The following is a 16868-nucleotide window of genomic DNA, read 5'->3' as shown; positions in this document are numbered from 1 at the left end:
TTATTTCCCGTGCGTATCAAAACCCGCCATCACGGCCGTCAGCTCTGCCAGTGAAAAACCGTGTTTCGCATCATCAACGCCCAGCCCAAAGCGCGTCTGCATCAGTTGATACAGCGCCGAGGCATCGGGGAGATGGATCTGCTCCTCCACATGGCCGTTCTGCCAGTGGGTAAAGTTGAAGTTGGTCAGCGTCAGCTTGCCGCCATCCGGCAGATGGCGGCACATCAGCAGATGGTGACGGAAATGCGACTGCGGCCAGTGCGCCGACCAGAAATTCCCCATCACATAATCACTGAAATACTGCATTGTCAGGTCAAAATGGTACATCGACTGCCAGTGGTCGTGATGGCGGAACTGCAGCACCCAGTCGTTGCCTTCGCTCAGCAGACGATACAGCCCGTGCGGCGTCTCCTGTTCTTCGTTAGCGAGCAGACGAATCGGCGCCGTCAGCGTCTGGCCGCCAAACCCAACGTCGGCAATCCAGCGCTCTCCGTTAAGCTCAACCAACAGCAGGCGGTGCGTACGCGGCGGCATTTGCGACGGATTAGCTAATACCACGCGCCCGAGCACGCTACGCACCGTGAACCCGACTTCACGCAGGACGCGCTCGAACAGGCCGTTTTGCTCAAAGCAGTATCCCCCACGTCGCCCTGTCACCAGTTTGTCGACCAGGCACCCATCGTCAAGCTGGATTTCGCGCGGCAGGACGACATCGATATTCTCAAAAGGGATCGCACAGTTGTGATGCAAATGCAGCGCGCGCAGGGTGTCGATATCAACAGAGGCCGGCTGCTTCCAGCCGATGCGAGCGTAATAGGCAGTCAGAAAGGGGGACATATATCAGTTTCCTTTGATAGTGATGCTGTGTTTATAAACTAATTCTACGCGTCCACTTTGATTTCCGTGCTTTTTCTGCATACTCATCTTTGTAGATGAGGAGATCCTATGAATCACTTTCGCCCTGTTGAATTACGGCATGCCAGCCGTCTGCTGAACCACGGCCCCACCGTACTTATCACCAGCCGGGATGAAACCCTGGACAGACGCAACGTGATGGCCGCCGCATGGTCCATGCCTGTGGAATTTGAACCGCCGCGCATCGCTATTGTGGTGGATAAAAGCACCTGGTCGCGCGAACTGATTGAACGCAGCGGGAAGTTTGGCATCGTCATTCCCGGCGTGGCTGCAGCCAACTGGACCTGGGCGGTGGGTAGCGTCAGTGGACGTGATGAAGACAAGTTCAACTGTTACGGGATCCCGGTGGTAAACGGTCCCGCCCTCGGCCTGCCCGTCATAGAAGAAAAATGTCTGGCGTGGATGGAGTGTCGGTTATTACCCGTCACATCCGCAGCAGAAAAATACGATACGTTGTTTGGCGAAGTGGTTTCAGCGGCAGCTGATGAGCGTGCGTTTGTCGAAGGACGCTGGCAGTTTGACGGTGATAAGCTGAATACACTGCATCATCTTGGGGCCGGAACGTTTGTGGCAAGTGGGAAGATGGTGAAGGCGCTGGATTGATTGCCTAAATCATATCTTACTGAATTATAGTAAAATTCTATGGCATTTTATGTTTACAATAATGATGCGAAACGGAGGATATTTTCGGAGTTGTTTCTTAGAACTCTTTTATTAAGGAAATATCTCATGTCATGGAATAAAGATGGTGCAATCTCGTATGCCAAATCACACACCCAACCGAAAAGCACGGGGTATTGTGCTCGCTACGTCACCGAAGCAATCAGAACCGGTGGAAAATTAAAAATCCCGAATACACGTTTGGCAAAAGATATGGGGCGGACGTTAGTCAACGCTGGGTTCCGCCTGGTATATGATCAACCGCATGCTGGAGACGTAGCAGTGATCCAAAATATTGTTGGTCACGATAGCGGCCACGTTTGCATATACGATGGTCAACAATGGATCAGTGATTTTGTACAACGCACCATGTACCCAGGACAGGCTTACCGAACTATACAACCTCATTACGAACTGTTCAGGCACGACTAATGAAAATACTCTTCTTTTTTCTCTTTGCCCTGTCTCCGTTCGCGGTTGCTGGAAGTGTCTATGCCCCAGGGCAGGCAGCGCTCAAATTCAACCAATGGTATATCGCGCAGCTGAATCAGGACAAACCGCCAGTTCTCAATCCAGACATCATGCATGAATACGTTGCCTCAGGGACAATTGCTGCAATTAAGGAAATGTACTCAGGGGACAGTAACGAGAAAGACATGCCCGATGCGGATATGTTCATTAAAGCGCAAGATTGGGATGAGGACTGGAATCAGATAACCGTCCTGCATTCTGATTTTGATGCCGTTTGCACAAACGTTTATATCGCGTTTGGTAAGAAACAAGATCACGTTGTAGCAGATTGTCTCGTTCAGGAAAAAGGGAAATGGAAAGTTCGATCGGCCACGCTGATCAAGTAATTAACTGACAGCCCCCCTGCTACAGCAGCAAAACACATGGTAGCCCAACGACTACCATGTGTAATTAACTAACTACTTCGCACGCCGCGCAATAATCTCATCCGCCACATTTCGCGGTGCTTCCGCAAAATGATGGAACTCCATCGTATACGTCGCGCGTCCCTGGGACATCGAGCGTAATGTCGTGGCGTAACCAAACATCTCCGCCAGCGGTACATCCGCGCGAATGATCTGGCTTCCGTACTGCTCTTCCATGCCCTGAACCATGCCACGACGGGAAGAGAGATCGCCCATAATATTGCCAGCGTACTCTTCGGGTGTTTCCACCTCCACGTGCATGATCGGCTCAAGGATCACCGGATCCGCCCTGCGCGCCCCCTCTTTAAAGCCGAGGATAGCCGCCATGCGGAAGGCCATCTCCGAGGAGTCGACATCGTGATACGAACCAAACGTCAGCGTCGCTTTGACATCGACAACCGGATATCCGGCCAGCACACCGCTGTTCATGGCTTCACGCAGCCCTTTCTCAACGGACGGAATATACTCGCGCGGCACCACGCCACCCTTGGTGGCATCTTCAAACGTAAAGCCACTGCCGGGCTCGGTCGGCTCCAGACTCAGCACCACATGACCGTACTGCCCTTTCCCACCGGACTGACGGACAAATTTGCCTTCGATATCCTTCACCGCTTTACGCAAGGTCTCCCGGTAGGTGACCTGCGGACGGCCAATGTTCGCCTCGACGCCAAACTCACGCTTCATGCGGTCGACGATAATCTCCAGGTGCAACTCTCCCATCCCGGAAATAATGGTCTGACCGGACTCTTCGTCAGTATGCAGGCGGAAAGAGGGATCTTCCGCTGCCAGACGCTGCAGGGCGATCCCCATTTTCTCCTGGTCACCTTTCGTTTTCGGCTCGATAGCCAGCGAGATAACCGGATCGGGGAACTCCATGCGTTCCAGGGTGATCACCGCATTCGGGTCCGTTAAGGTGTCACCCGTGGTGACATCTTTCAGCCCAACGCAGGCCGCGATATCCCCGGCGCGCAGTTCGTCCACCTCATGGCGATCGTTGGCATGCATCAGCACGATACGCCCGATCCGCTCTTTCTTCCCTTTCACCGGGTTATACACCGCGTCGCCTTTGCGCAGCACGCCAGAGTACACGCGGATGAAGGTCAATTGGCCGACGTACGGGTCACTCATCAGCTTAAACGCCAGTGCGGAGAATGGCTCATCATCGCTGGGATGACGCTCAGCGTGTTGCCCTTTTTCATCCACACCGTCGATAGCGGGCACGTCCAGCGGCGAGGGCATCAGCTCAATCACCGCATCGAGCATGCGCTGCACGCCCTTGTTTTTAAACGCGCTGCCGCACAGCATCGGCTGGATTTCACCCGAGATGGTGCGAATACGCAGCCCTCTGATGATTTCCGCTTCGTCCAGATCGCCCGTTTCCAGGTATTTATCCATCAGTTCGTCGCTGGCTTCCGCCGCCGCCGAGACCATTTTTTCCCGCCACTCCCGGGCGGTATTCACTAAATCATCCGGCACGGGCGCGTAGGTGAATACCATGCCCTGCGTGGCATCGTCCCACAGAATGGTGCGCATCTTGATGAGATCCACCACGCCGGTGAAGTGCTCCTCTGCGCCTACCGGGATCACAATCGGTACCGGATTCGCCTTCAGGCGCTCCTGCATCATCCGCACGACGCGGAAGAAATCGGCACCCGGACGGTCCATTTTGTTGACGAAGGCCAGACGCGGTACGTGGTATTTATTCGCCTGACGCCAGACGGTTTCGGACTGGGGCTGAACGCCGCCGACGGAGTCATACACCATCACGGCGCCGTCGAGGACGCGCATGGAACGTTCCACCTCAATGGTGAAATCCACGTGCCCCGGGGTGTCGATAATGTTGATCCGGTGCGGTTCAAAGCCTCTGTCCATACCCGGCCAGAAGCAGCTGACGGCCGCGGAGGTAATAGTGATCCCGCGCTCTTGCTCCTGCGCCATCCAGTCGGTTGTTGCCGCGCCATCGTGTACTTCGCCCAGCTTGTGGCTCATCCCGGTATAAAACAGGATGCGCTCGGTGGTGGTCGTTTTACCGGCATCGATATGCGCGGAGATACCGATGTTACGATAACGTTCGAGAGGAATGGGTCGGGGCATGATATTTCCTTAGTCTGTATGACGTCTCTGTGACGACCGGGATGGTCGCTTACTCATTCGTTTGCTATAATAGTCCTATTGTACGAGTATTATCGAACTATTTTTTAAAGGTTGACCTATTGTTGATATAGCTCAATCTGACACCCTGCGCAGGAAAACGATGATCCCTAACCATCCCGAAACTGAACAAATATTGCTGGAAAATGTGCTGTTTGCCCTTGGCAACCCGCTCCGGCTGTCGATTATTCGCCGCCTGTCCGATGGCAGCGAACTCAGCTGTAATGCGCTGCGTCCGGATGAAGTGGTGAAATCCACTATGACCCATCACTGGCGCGTGTTGCGCGACAGCGGGGTGATTTGGCAACGTCCACAGGGACGAGAAAATATGATCTCCCTGCGCAGAGAAGATCTGGATGCCCGCTTTCCGGGGCTAATGGAGATTTTGCTGCGTACGCCGTAACCCCGGTCGTGCCGGGAGGCGATTACGCCTCCCGACTTTGCATCAGGACGGCTGTGTTGTCGCGAATGTCTTCGCAATCATTTCAGCGGTTGGCTGTAATCCTCCGAGGCTCCACTGCTCAGGGTCGTGCTCATCAATACGGATCCAGACCGAGCGACGGAACTCAGGATCCCCTCTCCCCTCGATTTCCACCATCAAGTCCGTCATCCGGCGCAGCAGCTCGCTCTTCTGCTCGTCGTTCATGATCCCTTTAATCGTTTGTACATTCACAAAAGGCATTGTATTCTCCCTAATAACCAAGGTCTAAAAATCATACTCAGGTTAGAAAGGAAAACCGCCGGTGTCAAAAGAAAAATCGTTACCTTACCTCTCGCCCGAACTGTGCGGTCTGGCTGAAGGGGCAAAAATCGTGGGCGATCAATGGATTTTGCTGATCCTGAGGGAGGCGTTTTACGGCGTGACGCGCTTCGAAACCATGCGTAGCCATACCGGGATCACGAAACAAACCTTAGCGATGCGTTTGAAACTGATGACGGAGCTGGGGCTGCTCTCCCGAATACCTTACCGGGAAGAAGGGGCACGGGAACGCTATGAGTACCAGCTTACCGAAAAAAGCCGCACTCTTGCCCCGGTACTTCTGGCGCTGATGGAATGGGGACACAGACAGGTGTTACACACCGCACCGCATTTAACGCTGGTGGATAAAGAGACAGGCGAGCCGTTGCATATTGGCTATGTGAATACGCAGGGTCATGAGGTGAAACCCCACCAGGTGCAGATTGTGCCGACACCAAAGGGGTAAGCCCGGCAACGTCACCCGGCTTACCCGCAGCACGTTACATTAACCACCCCATCAGCAGCGTGGCGATGATCACCGTCGACGCGCCGCCGATGCGGGTCGCAATCTGTGCAAACGGCATGAGGGACATCCGGTTAGAGGCGGACAAAATGGCCACGTCCCCTGTCCCGCCCAGACCGCTATGGCAGCAGGTGACGATGGCCGCTTCCACAGGATACATATTCAGACGCGACGCAATAAAGTAGCCGCTCAGCGCCATCGCAATCACCACCGAACCGCACACCACCACGTACCCCACCGAGAAGACTGAGACCACGCTCTCAAGCGGCACGTATAACATCCCGAGGCCAATCATCAGCGGCCAGACCAGCGCAGCGGAGACAAATTTATAGCAGCTGTGCGCCCCCTGCTCCATGGAGGCCGGGATCACGTTGAAGTATTTGCACAGCACGGCAATCAAAATCATCAGCACCGGGCCGGGAATGTGGACCAGTTTTTCAAACAATCCGCCGACGATGAAAAACGCGCACACCATCAGTAATCCGCCCCCCATCAGATGAAAATCCGTCTGTTGAGCACTTTGCGCCCCGGCAAACAGGCTGGTGTCTTCTTTACTGCGCGTGAGCATGCCGTTTCCTGAAAGCGCCGGACGTTTGGTCCCGAGACGCGCCAGAGAGCCTGCACACACAATGGCGAAAATATTCCCCACGACCGCAGCGGGTGCCAGTTGCGCAACAAAAACATCCGGCGTTTGTCCCAGTATGGCCGAATAGGCCAGGGAGAGGGGCAAAATTCCCTCGCCAATCCCGCCGCCAATGATAGGCACAATGATAAAGAAGAAGGTGTGGTAAGGCGTATAACCAAACAGTGAGCCCACAATGAGCCCGGTCAGCACGGCCATGAATGTCCCCGCCACCAGCGGAACAAACATGCGCATCATCCCCTGAATGAGCAGTACCCGGTTCATCCCCAGAATACTGCCGACCACCAGGCAGGCGATGACGAAATAGAGCAGATTCGCCTCCTTCATCAGCAGATGCACCGTATCAAGGGTCTGTTTCCCGAAGACGCCAAAATAGACCAGCACAGAGGGGACCATCAGGCAGAGGATCGCCGGACCGCCGATGTCTTTCAGCAAGGGGATCTGACGCCCTACTTTGGCAAACGCGAAACCGAGCGTCATGATGACCGCGAGACCACCGATCATATTTTTCGGCAGCAGCCCTGCCCAGGCGGACGTCGCCACAATGGCGGCGATCCCTACAAACAGCATCAGCGGAACCGCGCCCACCTCGGTATTGTTGAGGCCAAAGGCGAAACGCGAGGACGACAGTTCAGAAGTCGGTACAGGATTATCTTTCATATAATCACCTGAAAATTGTGTTCGGATAAACAGAGAAAGGAATAAACTGGAATCTATTCCTGATAGCAATAAATGTTCTTTAATATAAAAATAATGACTTACCTGGCCTTTTCTTAAAACAGGCTCAGCGCGAAATTAACATGGAGAAACGCAGGGAAATGTGAACAACACAGCTCTTTTATTTTAAATAACTTAATTCATTATTATGTAACTAAAGTTAATGACAGCTATCCAGGTAATCTTTTTGAAATTAATAAAACCAGAGAGATTGTGACCCTTATCACTCCTGCCCTGCAGGCGAACCGTTAGATTAGCGCTGCAACAAAACAGATAAAATACCGACATGAAAACCTCAAACTTCATGCCTGCCCGCTTGTTTTCTCAATCTGTTTTATTAATAAATTCAGGAGCTAACCATGTCCCGCAAAGAAGTTCTGTACACGCCCTATAATGGAGCCGTACTGCTGGAAAATCCGTTATTAAATAAAGGTCTCGCCTTTATTAAAGAAGAGCGCGATCATTTTAATCTGCATGGTTTATTACCACACAACGTGGAAACCATTGAGGAACAAACCGAACGTGCGTGGATGCAGTTCTGCCATTTTAAAAGCGATATTTCCCGCCATGTTTATCTGCGCAATATTCAGGACACCAATGAAACCCTCTTTTACAACCTTCTGCGTTCGCATCTGAAAGAGACGTTACCGATAATCTATACCCCGACCGTAGGGGAAGCCTGCGAGCATTTCTCTACCATTTATCGTCGTGCGCGCGGTTTATTTATTTCATGGCCAAACCGCCACCGTATCGATGAGATGCTGCAAAGTTTCTCGCGCAACGACATTCGGGTGATTGTCGTGACGGACGGGGAGCGTATTTTAGGGCTCGGCGATCAGGGGATTGGCGGCATGGGTATTCCGATAGGTAAGCTGTCGCTGTATACCGCCTGCGGAGGGATCCATCCGGCCTCCACCCTCCCGATTATGCTGGATGTCGGCACCAACAATCAGCAGCACCTGGAAGACCCGATGTACATGGGCTGGCGCCATCCGCGCATCACCGACGATCAGTACGCGGAATTTATGGATATGTTTATCAGTACCGTCAAGGCGCGCTGGCCGGATGTGCTGCTGCAATTTGAAGACTTTGCCCAGAAAAACGCCACCAGACTGCTGCAGCGCTACCGCGACCAGCTGTGCTGCTTCAATGATGATATCCAGGGCACTGCAGCCGTCACCGCCGGTACGCTGATTGCGGCGGCGCATGCCGCGGGCACGCGCATACGCGATCAGCGGGTGGTGTTCCTCGGCAGCGGTTCCGCAGGGTGCGGGATCGCCGAAAAAATTGTCGCGCTGATGGTGGATGACGGTCTGACCGAATCCGAAGCCCGCAGCCGGATCTTTATGGTCGATCGCTTCGGCCTGCTGACCGACGACATGACCAACCTGCTCGATTTCCAGAAAAACCTGCTTACCGCCCGCGAAGCCGTTTGTCACTGGCCGGTAGAGGCGAAAAATATCTCGCTGCTGGACGTGGTGAAGAACGCGCATCCGACGGTGATGATTGGCGTTTCCGGCCAGCCTGGGCTGTTCAGCGAAGAGATTGTCAAAGAGATGCATCGCCACTGTCCGCGCCCCATTATCATGCCGCTCTCTAACCCGACGTCACGGGCAGAGGCACAGCCGCAGGATCTTATCGCATGGACCCAGGGTGCCGCGCTGGTCGCCACCGGCAGCCCGTTCGCACCGGTATTCTGGGAGAATGCGCACTACGAGATCGCCCAGTGTAATAACGCCTATATCTTCCCGGGCCTGGGACTGGGTGTGCTGGCCTGTGATGCTCGCCGGGTGACGGAAGAGATGTTGATGGCGGCAAGCCGCAGCCTGGCCGCGCAGTCTCCGCTGGTGACGACAGAAAAAGGAGGATTGCTGCCACCGGTAGATCAGATTGAAACGGTCTCACGTCAGATTGCCGTTGCCGTCGCCCGCGCCGCAATTGCACAGGGCGTTGCCCCGGCAATAGATGATGAGGAGCTGATGGCGCGTATCGAGAAGACCTGGTGGCAGGCGGACTATGCGCCTTACCGCCGCTCCGCGCTGTAGCGCCGGTCACGCCCTCACCGCAGGGTGAGGGCGTCGCTGAGGTTTCAGTGCTGTACGCCTGAGCTGTCAGAAAAATCGCCGGCGGAGAGAATATCATGCCGTGTCGCCGTCTGTTTCTGGCGGGCATAGCGGTCCGGTACCCCTTCAGGACGAGTTTTGAAGCGACGGTGCAGCCACATATACTGCTCTGGCGCCATCCGTACCGCGTGCTCAATCGCCCTGTTCATCTGCGTCGCCACGGCTTCTTTATCGCCGCCCTGCAGCGCCTCGCTGATATCCTCAAGAATAATCAGTTCGTAACCTGAGCCGTCCGCCTTGCGCCGCGGCACGAAGGGGACGACGGCAGGCCGCGCGCTTTTGACCAGCATATAGCTGCCCGCCGTCGTGGCGGCATCCGGCACCGCAAAAAACGGCACAAAGACGCTATTGGTTTTGCCATAGTCATGGTCCGGGGCGTACCACAAGATTTCATTCTGCTTCAGCGAGCGGATCATGCCTTTTAAATCATGGCGATCGAGCATGGTTTTATTGGAACGCAGACGCCCGCGGGTCTGCAGCCAGTCCAGCAGCGCATTATTGTTGGGACGGTAGACCCCAATGCCCGGGTTAAGCATGCCAAAGATCCGCGCGCCCAGCTCAAGGGTAAGAAAGTGCATACCAACGAGTACCACCCCATTCCCTTTCTCACGCGCCTTTTCCATATGTTCATACCCGGTCACGGTAAAGCATTTCCGCACCCGCCACGCAGGCCAGAACCAGGCCATGCCGGTTTCAATAACGCCCATACCTACCGATTCGAAATTACGCTGCAGCAAGGTTTCGCGCTCGTCCACGCTCATCTCAGGAAAGCAGAGTTCAAGGTTACGGCGGGCAATCGCGACGCGGCGAGGGAGTAAACGCATCGCCAGTCGGCCAAGGCCATGACCGATCCGGAACAACAGCGGATAAGGCAGCAGCATGATGAGCCACAGTGCGGCAATGCCTGTCCAGCTTAGCCAGTACCGGGGATGAAGAAAGGCGAGTGAAAACCGGGGTAATTTTGTCATCAGAAAATTATCCTTTAATGTGTCTGTCCTTAACTGATTCTGTTGAAGATCTTTCCTAAGGATTTATGAAATGTCAGTCAGAAACGTGAAGTGTAGCGGATAAGACAAAACGCATTTTTACGATTTTTGCGAAAAGCGAAAAGCCGGGAAGGACGAAGCCGCTCCCCGGCAGACGATCTTACATTGAATAGCCGGGCTTTTTGATCAGCTCGTCCAGCCTTGGTCCTATTTCGGTATCCCAGACCTGCGCTTTCCAGTCCTCGGGATTCACCTGGTTCAACGCCACCGACACTGAACTGTCCTTACTGTTGAAATGGCGAATAATCACCTCGGCAATATCCGCCGCCAGGGCGTTTTTTTGTTCGTCGTTCAAATCACGGGGAAAACATTTGATATCTACGTGTGGCATGTGCAGGCTTCCGGTTGTGAATGAGGGTTCCACGTTATCAGATAATATTGTTTGCCTTTAACACCTTGTGCAGTTCCGGCAGCTGACATACGGTGTCCGCAATGGCCGTCAGCTTCGGTGTATTTTCCGCAAACCAGGCGTGACGAGGTCCCCAGGTACGCGCCACGGTAATATACACATCCAGCAGCGTCAGCCGTTCACCCAGCGCAAACGGGGCCGCCCTGAGCTGGTTTTCGAACCACAAATAGAGAGATTTCCGGTACTCAATGCAGTTTTTCTGCAGCTGTTCCGGTGCGTCCGGCACCCAGCGTTCGGGATAATCTGCATACGTAAAGGTGGGATAGACGTTCGCCACAAACCAGATGAGCAGACGCTGAAACTGCTGACGTTCAGCCTGACCCACGGGCGGAGCCAGATCGGGACAACGGTCGAGCACCATCAGGGCTATTGCCGCCGTTTCGGTCATGATCGCGCCATTTTCCAGCTCCAGCGTTGGCACCTGACACAGCGGGTTCAGTTTTTGCAGTAACTCACGCTGCGGACCAGGCTGGTCAAACCCGTCCACGTTGATAAAGTGATAGGGAATATCTGCCAGGGTCAGCATCACTTCACTGATTGCCGAGCCCCAGCCGGGTACGCCATAAAGTTTAATCATGTTGCCCCCTCAGGAGTGAAAATCCTAAGTGTAGAGCACCATTAGTAGGTTATCCCAGGCGGGTTGACCTCCGATTGTTCCACCGCTTCGCCCTGCTCCCCCCAGCGCGCCAGCACTTTCTGGTACTCTCCGCGCTCAATCGCACCGTTGAGCGCGGCCTGCAGGGCATAAACCAGTTGATTGCCTTTTTTGGTCGTGGTGGCGACATAAGCTTTCTTCGGCCCCAAACCGACCACGCGGGTTTTGCCGGTCAGCGCCGCTTTATACGCCGAGACCGACTGCGGCCCGAAGAACACATCCGCCCTGCCGGACTGGATGTAAAGATTACCTGAGGCATCGTCGTGGAGATAAACCGGCAACGCAGGCTCGCGTCCGGCCTTTTTGTTCTCCTCGTTCCAGCCCAGCAAAATACGTTCCTGATTGGTGCCCGAGCCGACAATCACTTTTCTACCCGCCAGGTCTTCCGCACGTTTAATCGACTGGATATCACTGGTCGACTTCACCGAAAACGCCAGCGAGTCGACGCGGTAAGTGGCGAAATCAAACTTCTCTTTACGCTGTTCGGTCACCGCAATGTTCACCAGCGCCACGTCGTAGCGCCCGGAGGCGATCCCCAGCGGCCAATCTTCCCACGCCGTCGGCACCAGCTTCAGCTTCAGCCCCAGACTGCCCGCCAGCAGGCGGGCGATATCCGGGTCGCTGCCAATCCGCGTGCGGTTATCACTGGCCAGCAGCGCCAGCGGCGGGGAGTTCAGCATCGAGATGGCAACCGTCAGCGTTCCCGGCTCAACAAATTTGTAACTGGCGGGGATCTTCGCCACAGCCTGCCGATCCACCGTCACCGGCAGCGGCTGCTCGTTGGCTTTTAAATCAATGCTGGCGTGGCTGGCGGCTGAAAAGATCAGCCCCGCCAGAAGTCCATATTTCATTGTCGCTCCTTACAGCACTTTAGAGAGGAACTGGCGCGTTCGCGGGTGCGACGGACTGTTTAACACCTCGTCGCTGCTGCCCTGCTCGACAATTTTTCCGTCGACCATAAACACCACCTGATCCGCCACCTCCCGGGCAAAGCCGATCTCGTGGGTGACCACCACCAGCGTGGTGCCGGACCGGGCCAGCTTCTTGATCACATCCAGCACTTCACCCACCAGCTCCGGATCGAGGGCCGAGGTGGGTTCATCAAACAGCATCACCCGAGGCCGCAGCGCCAGCGCGCGGGCAATGGCAATGCGCTGCTGCTGGCCGCCGGAAAGATGGCGGGACCAGGCGTCCGCTTTATCCCGCAGCCCCACCACGTCCAGCAGGCTGTACGCCCTTTCCACCGCCTCTTTCTTGCTGAGCTTTTTATGCGCGACCGGCGCTTCTATCAGGTTTTCCAGCACCGTGAGGTGCGGAAAGAGATTGAAGTTCTGAAACACATAGCCCACGTTCACCCGCTGCTTAAGGATCTCCTTCTCTTTCAGTTCAAAGAGTTTGTCGCCCTGACGGCGATAGCCAATGTAGTCGCCGTCAATCTGGATAAAACCTTCGTCGACGCGCTCCAGATGGTTAATGGTGCGCAGCAGCGTCGATTTGCCCGACCCGGATGGCCCGAGGATCACCGTCACGGACCCTGGCGGGATCTCAAGCGTGACGTTGTCGAGGGCTTTATGGCGACCGAAATATTTACTGACGCCGGTAATCGAAATATGTCCTTCAGGAGAGGCTGGCATGGACGGGCTCCTGTGCTGGCGTGGCGGTGACAGAACGGCTACGCCGGGTGGCGCGGTTCTGGTTAACGGCAGAACGGCGTTCGCTACGGGCAAGAGCGCGTTCGACACCGTACTGGATAGCGGACAAGACGGTGGTAATCACCAGGTACCAGGCGGCCCCGACCATCAACAGCGGGATCACCTCCTGGGTGCGGTTGTAGATCATCTGAATGGTATAAAACAGCTCCGGCATCGCCAGGACGTACACCATCGCCGTGCCCTTGGCGAGGCTGATGATCTCATTGAATCCCGACGGCAGAATGGTGCGCAGCGCCTGGGGTAAAATGATGCGCACCGTACGACGCCAGGCAGGCAGGCCGAGTGCGGCCGCTGCCTCATACTGCCCGTGGTCAACGCCGAGGAAGCCGCCGCGAATAATTTCGGCGGTATAGGCGCTCTGTACCAGCGTCAGCCCCACCACCGCGGTGGAGAACTGCCCCAGCACATTGATGGTTTCAAAGCTGCCCCAGGTGATGCCGGTGAACGGCACGCCAAGCGAGAGCGTGTCGTAGAGATAGGAAAAGTTGTACAGGATGATCAGCACCACGATCAGCGGTAGCGACCGGAAGAGCCAGATGTAGGCCCACGCCAGGCTGCTCAACAGCCAGGACGAAGAGAGTCGCGCCAGGGCTAGAATGCCGCCAAACACGACACTCAGCGCGGTGCCGATCAGCGTCAGCAGCAGGGTTTGACCGACACCCTCGAGGATCACCGGGTCGAAGAACCAGCGGGCGAATACGCCCCACTCCCAGCGCGGGTTAAAGGCCACGGACTGAATCACGACCGCCAGGACAAACAGCGCCACCGCGGCGCCGACGGTCCGCAGCGGATAACGCGCCGGGACCACCTTTATGGTTTCAACGTTGCTCATCGTCGTTCCTCATGCGGTTTTACTGAACGCTTCGCGTACCAGCGTTTTGGTGAAACGCAACCGACCATCAAACGGCGGCTGGCTATACTCTTCCGGATCCCGGTTCAGATCGAACTGCGGCTGATAGCCCTGGCTGAGATAGAGCCGGACCGCTTCCGGCTGGCGAAAACCGGTGGTCAGGTAGATCTGGCTATACCCCGCCAGCACCGCCCTGCGCTCCAGCTCCTGCACCACTCGCCCGGCAAGTCCCTGCTGACGCAGGGATTTATTGGTCCAGATACGCTTAATCTCTGCGGTCCGTTCGTCATAGGGCTTGTAAGCGCCGGTGGCGATAATTTCCCCGTCACGTTCCAGGACGATAAACAGTCCCTGCGGCGCTAAATACCATTCCGTCAGCTCCACTTCCGCATCTTTAGAGAAGTAGTCCCCGTAACGGGCGGCATATTCCCCGAACAGCCCCTCGATGATGGGCTGGAGTTCGGCATCTTCCGGCGAGACATCACGAAATTGTTCGCGCATACCGCCTCCTTAATCACCCAGGCCAGCCGGGTTCACTTCTGACTGAGGAATGCGCTCAACCCCTTCCCCCCAGCGGTTCAGCACTTTGTCGTAATCGCCGTTTTTGATCACGCCGTTCAGCGCGATTTGTACCGGCTCGACCAGCCCGCTGCCTTTTTTCAGCGTCACCGCAATATGCGCCGCCTTCGGCCAGCCGCCGTCGACGCTACCCACCAGTTTGGTTTTGCCGTTCAGCGCCGCTTTCCATGCGCCAATCACGTTCGGACCAAAGTAGGCATCCGCACGCCCGGACTGCAGCGCCAGGGTTTGAGCCGCATCATCTTTGGTGTAGATCGGGGTAAAGGGTTTCAGCCCCTTCTTCAGGTTTTCCGCGTTCCATGCCAGCAGGATGGACTCCTGGTTGGTGCCGGAGCCCACGATAATCCGCAGCCCGGCGATGTCTTCCGCCTTCTGCAGCGAGGTAATAGGACTGGTGGACTTCACGTAGAAACCGAGGGAGTCTTTCCGGTAGGTGGCAAAATCAAATTTCTGTTTGCGTTCTTTGGTGACGGTGATATTGCTGATGGCCGCATCGTATTTGCCGGAGGCGACCCCCAGCGGCCAGTCTTCCCACGAGGTGGGCACCACGTTCAGCTCCAGCCCGAGGCTGTCCGCCACCAGACGAGCAACGTCGACCTCGCTGCCTAACAGCGTTTTGTTGTCATCGGAAAACACCGTCAGCGGCGGCTGGTTGAGCCCCGCCACCGCCACGGTAAATTTTCCCGGTACGGCAAAGCGATAGTCTTTCGGCAACCGGGCGATGGCATCGCCGTTTTTGGCGGTGTTGATCGGCGTTTTATTGGCCTCGATGCTCACGCCGGTGCCGTTAATGTTCACATTCTCTGCCCAGACGGCAGGGGTAAAGGCCAGCGCGAGCGCCAGAATAAGCGATGTTTTCTGCATAGCGGTGTTCTCTTTTATTGTTGTGTGAAGTGATTTTTCGGTTGGTCCAGACCCAGGCTTTCGCGCAGCGTGGTGCCCGGATAGTCGGTGCGGAACAGGCCGCGCGCCTGCAGAACCGGCACGACCTGGTCCACAAAGCGCGGGAAGGTGTCCGGCGTGCCGCCCTGAATGATGAAGCCGTCGGCGGCATAGCCTTCAAACCAGGCCTGCAGTCCGTCGGCCACCTCTTCCGGCGTACCGGAAAAGCGAGGACGCGGCGAAGCGGCTTCCAGCGCCACCTGACGCAGGGTTAAGTTGCGCTCGCGGGCGTTACGCTTGATCTCATCGGTGGTGCTGCGGAAGCTGTTTTTGCCTAAGTCGCCGATATCCGGGAACGGTTCGTCGAGCGGATACTGGCTGAAATCATGATGTTCGAAATAACGCCCGAGGTAATTAAGGGCATCATTAATCGACACCAGCGCCGCCGTGGTTTGATACTGGTTTTCCACGTCCTCTGCATCTTTTCCCACAATCACGCTGACGCCCTGGAATATATGCAAATCCGACGGGCGGCGGCCGTGAGTTTCCAGTTGCTGTTTCACGTCGCGGTAAAAGGCTTTTGCCTCGTCGAGGGTTTCATGGTGGGTGAAAATGGCGTCGGCATGTTTCGCCGCCAGCTTTTTCCCGTCGTCCGACGCGCCGGCCTGAAAGACAATCGGACGTCCCTGCGGGGTACGGCCAATATTCAGCGGTCCGGCGACCTGGAAGAAATCACCGCGGTGATCCAGGGTGTGCAGTTTTGCCGGGTCAAAGAACTGACCGCTCTCTTTGTTGCGCACAAAGGCATCTCCTTCCCAGGAGTCCCACAGCCCTTTCACCACGTCGAGATACTCGTCGGCAATCCGGTAGCGCAGCGCATGTTCAGGGTGTTTTTCGCGGGAGAAGTTCTTCGCCGAACCTTCCAGCGGCGAGGTCACCACGTTCCAGCCCGCGCGGCCATTGCTCAGATGGTCGAGGCTGGCGAACTGGCGGGCCGTGGTAAAGGGCTCGCTGTAGGAGGTGGATAAGGTTCCCACCAGCCCCAGGCGCGAGGTGATGCTTGCCAGCGCAGATAACACCGTTAACGGTTCAAAGCGGTTTAAAAAATGCGGGATCGATTTTTCGTTAATATAAAGACCGTCGGCAACGAATAAGAAATCGAGTTTGCCCTCTTCCGCCTTTAATGCCGTCGCTTTGACGAAATCAAAATTGATACTGGCATCGGCGATGGCCTCAGGGTGGCGCCAGGCGGACATATTCCCGGATGCACCATGCAAAATGGTCCCGAGCCGCAGTTGACGATGTGCAGACATATTCACCTCTTCAGAA

General features: G+C 55.7%; 17 protein-coding genes and 1 pseudogene. 6 read left to right on the top strand and 12 right to left on the bottom strand.

The window, feature by feature from the left end; translation table 11 throughout:
- Window positions 1-837: an N-hydroxyarylamine O-acetyltransferase gene (nhoA, locus tag GM298_RS01020; protein ID WP_262784371.1), complete on the bottom strand. Its 837-nt coding sequence runs from the start codon at window positions 835-837 to the stop codon at window positions 1-3.
- A 108-nt stretch (window positions 838-945) separates the two neighbouring features.
- Between nhoA and GM298_RS01015 the strand changes: the two genes are divergently transcribed.
- The 3 genes from GM298_RS01015 to GM298_RS01005 all read left to right on the top strand — a co-directional run bounded on the left by GM298_RS01015 (window position 946) and on the right by GM298_RS01005 (window position 2432).
- A complete protein-coding gene (locus GM298_RS01015; RefSeq protein ID WP_262784372.1) occupies window positions 946-1518 on the top strand; it encodes a flavin reductase family protein in 573 nt (190 codons plus the stop codon).
- A 126-nt stretch (window positions 1519-1644) separates the two neighbouring features.
- Window positions 1645-2007: a CHAP domain-containing protein gene (locus GM298_RS01010; protein WP_266153328.1), complete on the top strand. Its 363-nt coding sequence runs from the start codon at window positions 1645-1647 to the stop codon at window positions 2005-2007.
- Window positions 2007-2432, top strand: coding sequence for a DUF3828 domain-containing protein (locus GM298_RS01005; RefSeq protein ID WP_266153327.1), 426 nt, complete (start codon window positions 2007-2009; stop codon window positions 2430-2432). Before GM298_RS01010 ends, GM298_RS01005 begins: the two co-directional genes overlap by 1 nt.
- A gap of 72 nt (window positions 2433-2504) precedes the next feature.
- Here the strand turns inward: GM298_RS01005 and fusA are convergent, their stop codons facing one another.
- Window positions 2505-4604, bottom strand: coding sequence for an elongation factor G (fusA, locus tag GM298_RS01000; protein ID WP_047958695.1), 2100 nt, complete (start codon window positions 4602-4604; stop codon window positions 2505-2507).
- Between the two features lie 160 nt (window positions 4605-4764).
- On the opposite strand from fusA, the gene GM298_RS00995 reads away from it, so the two are divergent.
- Window positions 4765-5064, top strand: coding sequence for an ArsR/SmtB family transcription factor (locus GM298_RS00995; RefSeq protein WP_025760192.1), 300 nt, complete (start codon window positions 4765-4767; stop codon window positions 5062-5064).
- 42 nt (window positions 5065-5106) lie between these two features.
- Here the strand turns inward: GM298_RS00995 and GM298_RS00990 are convergent, their stop codons facing one another.
- The gene (locus tag GM298_RS00990) at window positions 5107-5343 is read right to left on the bottom strand and encodes a tautomerase family protein (RefSeq protein ID WP_025760193.1); all 237 of its coding nucleotides are present in this window, start codon (window positions 5341-5343) and stop codon (window positions 5107-5109) included.
- A gap of 61 nt (window positions 5344-5404) precedes the next feature.
- Here GM298_RS00990 and GM298_RS00985 point away from each other — a divergent pair, with 61 nt between their 5' ends.
- Window positions 5405-5866 carry a winged helix-turn-helix transcriptional regulator gene (locus GM298_RS00985; protein WP_266153326.1) on the top strand — a complete coding sequence of 154 codons (462 nt, stop codon included), beginning with the start codon at window positions 5405-5407 and terminating at the stop codon, window positions 5864-5866.
- A 34-nt stretch (window positions 5867-5900) separates the two neighbouring features.
- Here GM298_RS00985 and GM298_RS00980 read toward each other — a convergent pair whose 3' ends face one another.
- Entirely contained in the window at window positions 5901-7226 is a 1326-nt protein-coding gene (locus GM298_RS00980) for a 2-hydroxycarboxylate transporter family protein (protein WP_266153325.1), read from the bottom strand.
- A gap of 416 nt (window positions 7227-7642) precedes the next feature.
- Between GM298_RS00980 and GM298_RS00975 the strand changes: the two genes are divergently transcribed.
- Complete coding sequence (locus GM298_RS00975) at window positions 7643-9328, top strand: NAD-dependent malic enzyme (protein WP_266153324.1); 1686 nt, start codon at window positions 7643-7645, stop codon at window positions 9326-9328.
- A 44-nt stretch (window positions 9329-9372) separates the two neighbouring features.
- Here GM298_RS00975 and GM298_RS00970 read toward each other — a convergent pair whose 3' ends face one another.
- From GM298_RS00970 to GM298_RS00935, 8 genes and pseudogenes are all read right to left on the bottom strand, one after another.
- The gene (locus GM298_RS00970; RefSeq protein ID WP_126800094.1) at window positions 9373-10374 is read right to left on the bottom strand and encodes a Kdo(2)-lipid IV(A) acyltransferase; all 1002 of its coding nucleotides are present in this window, start codon (window positions 10372-10374) and stop codon (window positions 9373-9375) included.
- A 178-nt stretch (window positions 10375-10552) separates the two neighbouring features.
- Entirely contained in the window at window positions 10553-10783 is a 231-nt protein-coding gene (gene pptA / locus GM298_RS00965; RefSeq protein WP_095449028.1) for a tautomerase PptA, read from the bottom strand.
- A 37-nt stretch (window positions 10784-10820) separates the two neighbouring features.
- Window positions 10821-11438: a glutathione S-transferase family protein gene (locus tag GM298_RS00960; protein WP_025760199.1), complete on the bottom strand. Its 618-nt coding sequence runs from the start codon at window positions 11436-11438 to the stop codon at window positions 10821-10823.
- A gap of 41 nt (window positions 11439-11479) precedes the next feature.
- The gene (locus tag GM298_RS00955) at window positions 11480-12367 is read right to left on the bottom strand and encodes an ABC transporter substrate-binding protein (RefSeq protein WP_266153321.1); all 888 of its coding nucleotides are present in this window, start codon (window positions 12365-12367) and stop codon (window positions 11480-11482) included.
- A gap of 9 nt (window positions 12368-12376) precedes the next feature.
- Window positions 12377-13150: an amino acid ABC transporter ATP-binding protein gene (locus GM298_RS00950; protein ID WP_266153319.1), complete on the bottom strand. Its 774-nt coding sequence runs from the start codon at window positions 13148-13150 to the stop codon at window positions 12377-12379.
- On the bottom strand, window positions 13134-14060 hold the full coding sequence (locus GM298_RS00945; RefSeq protein ID WP_047958699.1) for an amino acid ABC transporter permease: 927 nt from the start codon (window positions 14058-14060) through the stop codon (window positions 13134-13136). The genes GM298_RS00950 and GM298_RS00945 overlap by 17 nt, the downstream gene beginning before the upstream one ends.
- 9 nt (window positions 14061-14069) lie before the next feature.
- Window positions 14070-14579 carry a GNAT family N-acetyltransferase gene (locus GM298_RS00940; protein ID WP_045285035.1) on the bottom strand — a complete coding sequence of 170 codons (510 nt, stop codon included), beginning with the start codon at window positions 14577-14579 and terminating at the stop codon, window positions 14070-14072.
- Between the two features lie 9 nt (window positions 14580-14588).
- Window positions 14589-16852: pseudogene (locus GM298_RS00935) on the bottom strand (NtaA/DmoA family FMN-dependent monooxygenase).
- Window positions 16853-16868: the final 16 nt, after the last annotated feature.

Origin of the sequence: Enterobacter sp. HSTU-ASh6 (assembly GCF_026319105.1) — a bacterium.
GTDB classification, from domain to species: Bacteria; Pseudomonadota; Gammaproteobacteria; order Enterobacterales; family Enterobacteriaceae; genus Enterobacter; species Enterobacter sichuanensis.
Note: the sequence above shows the minus strand (reverse complement) of the source record. Positions and strands in the feature narration are given on the sequence as shown.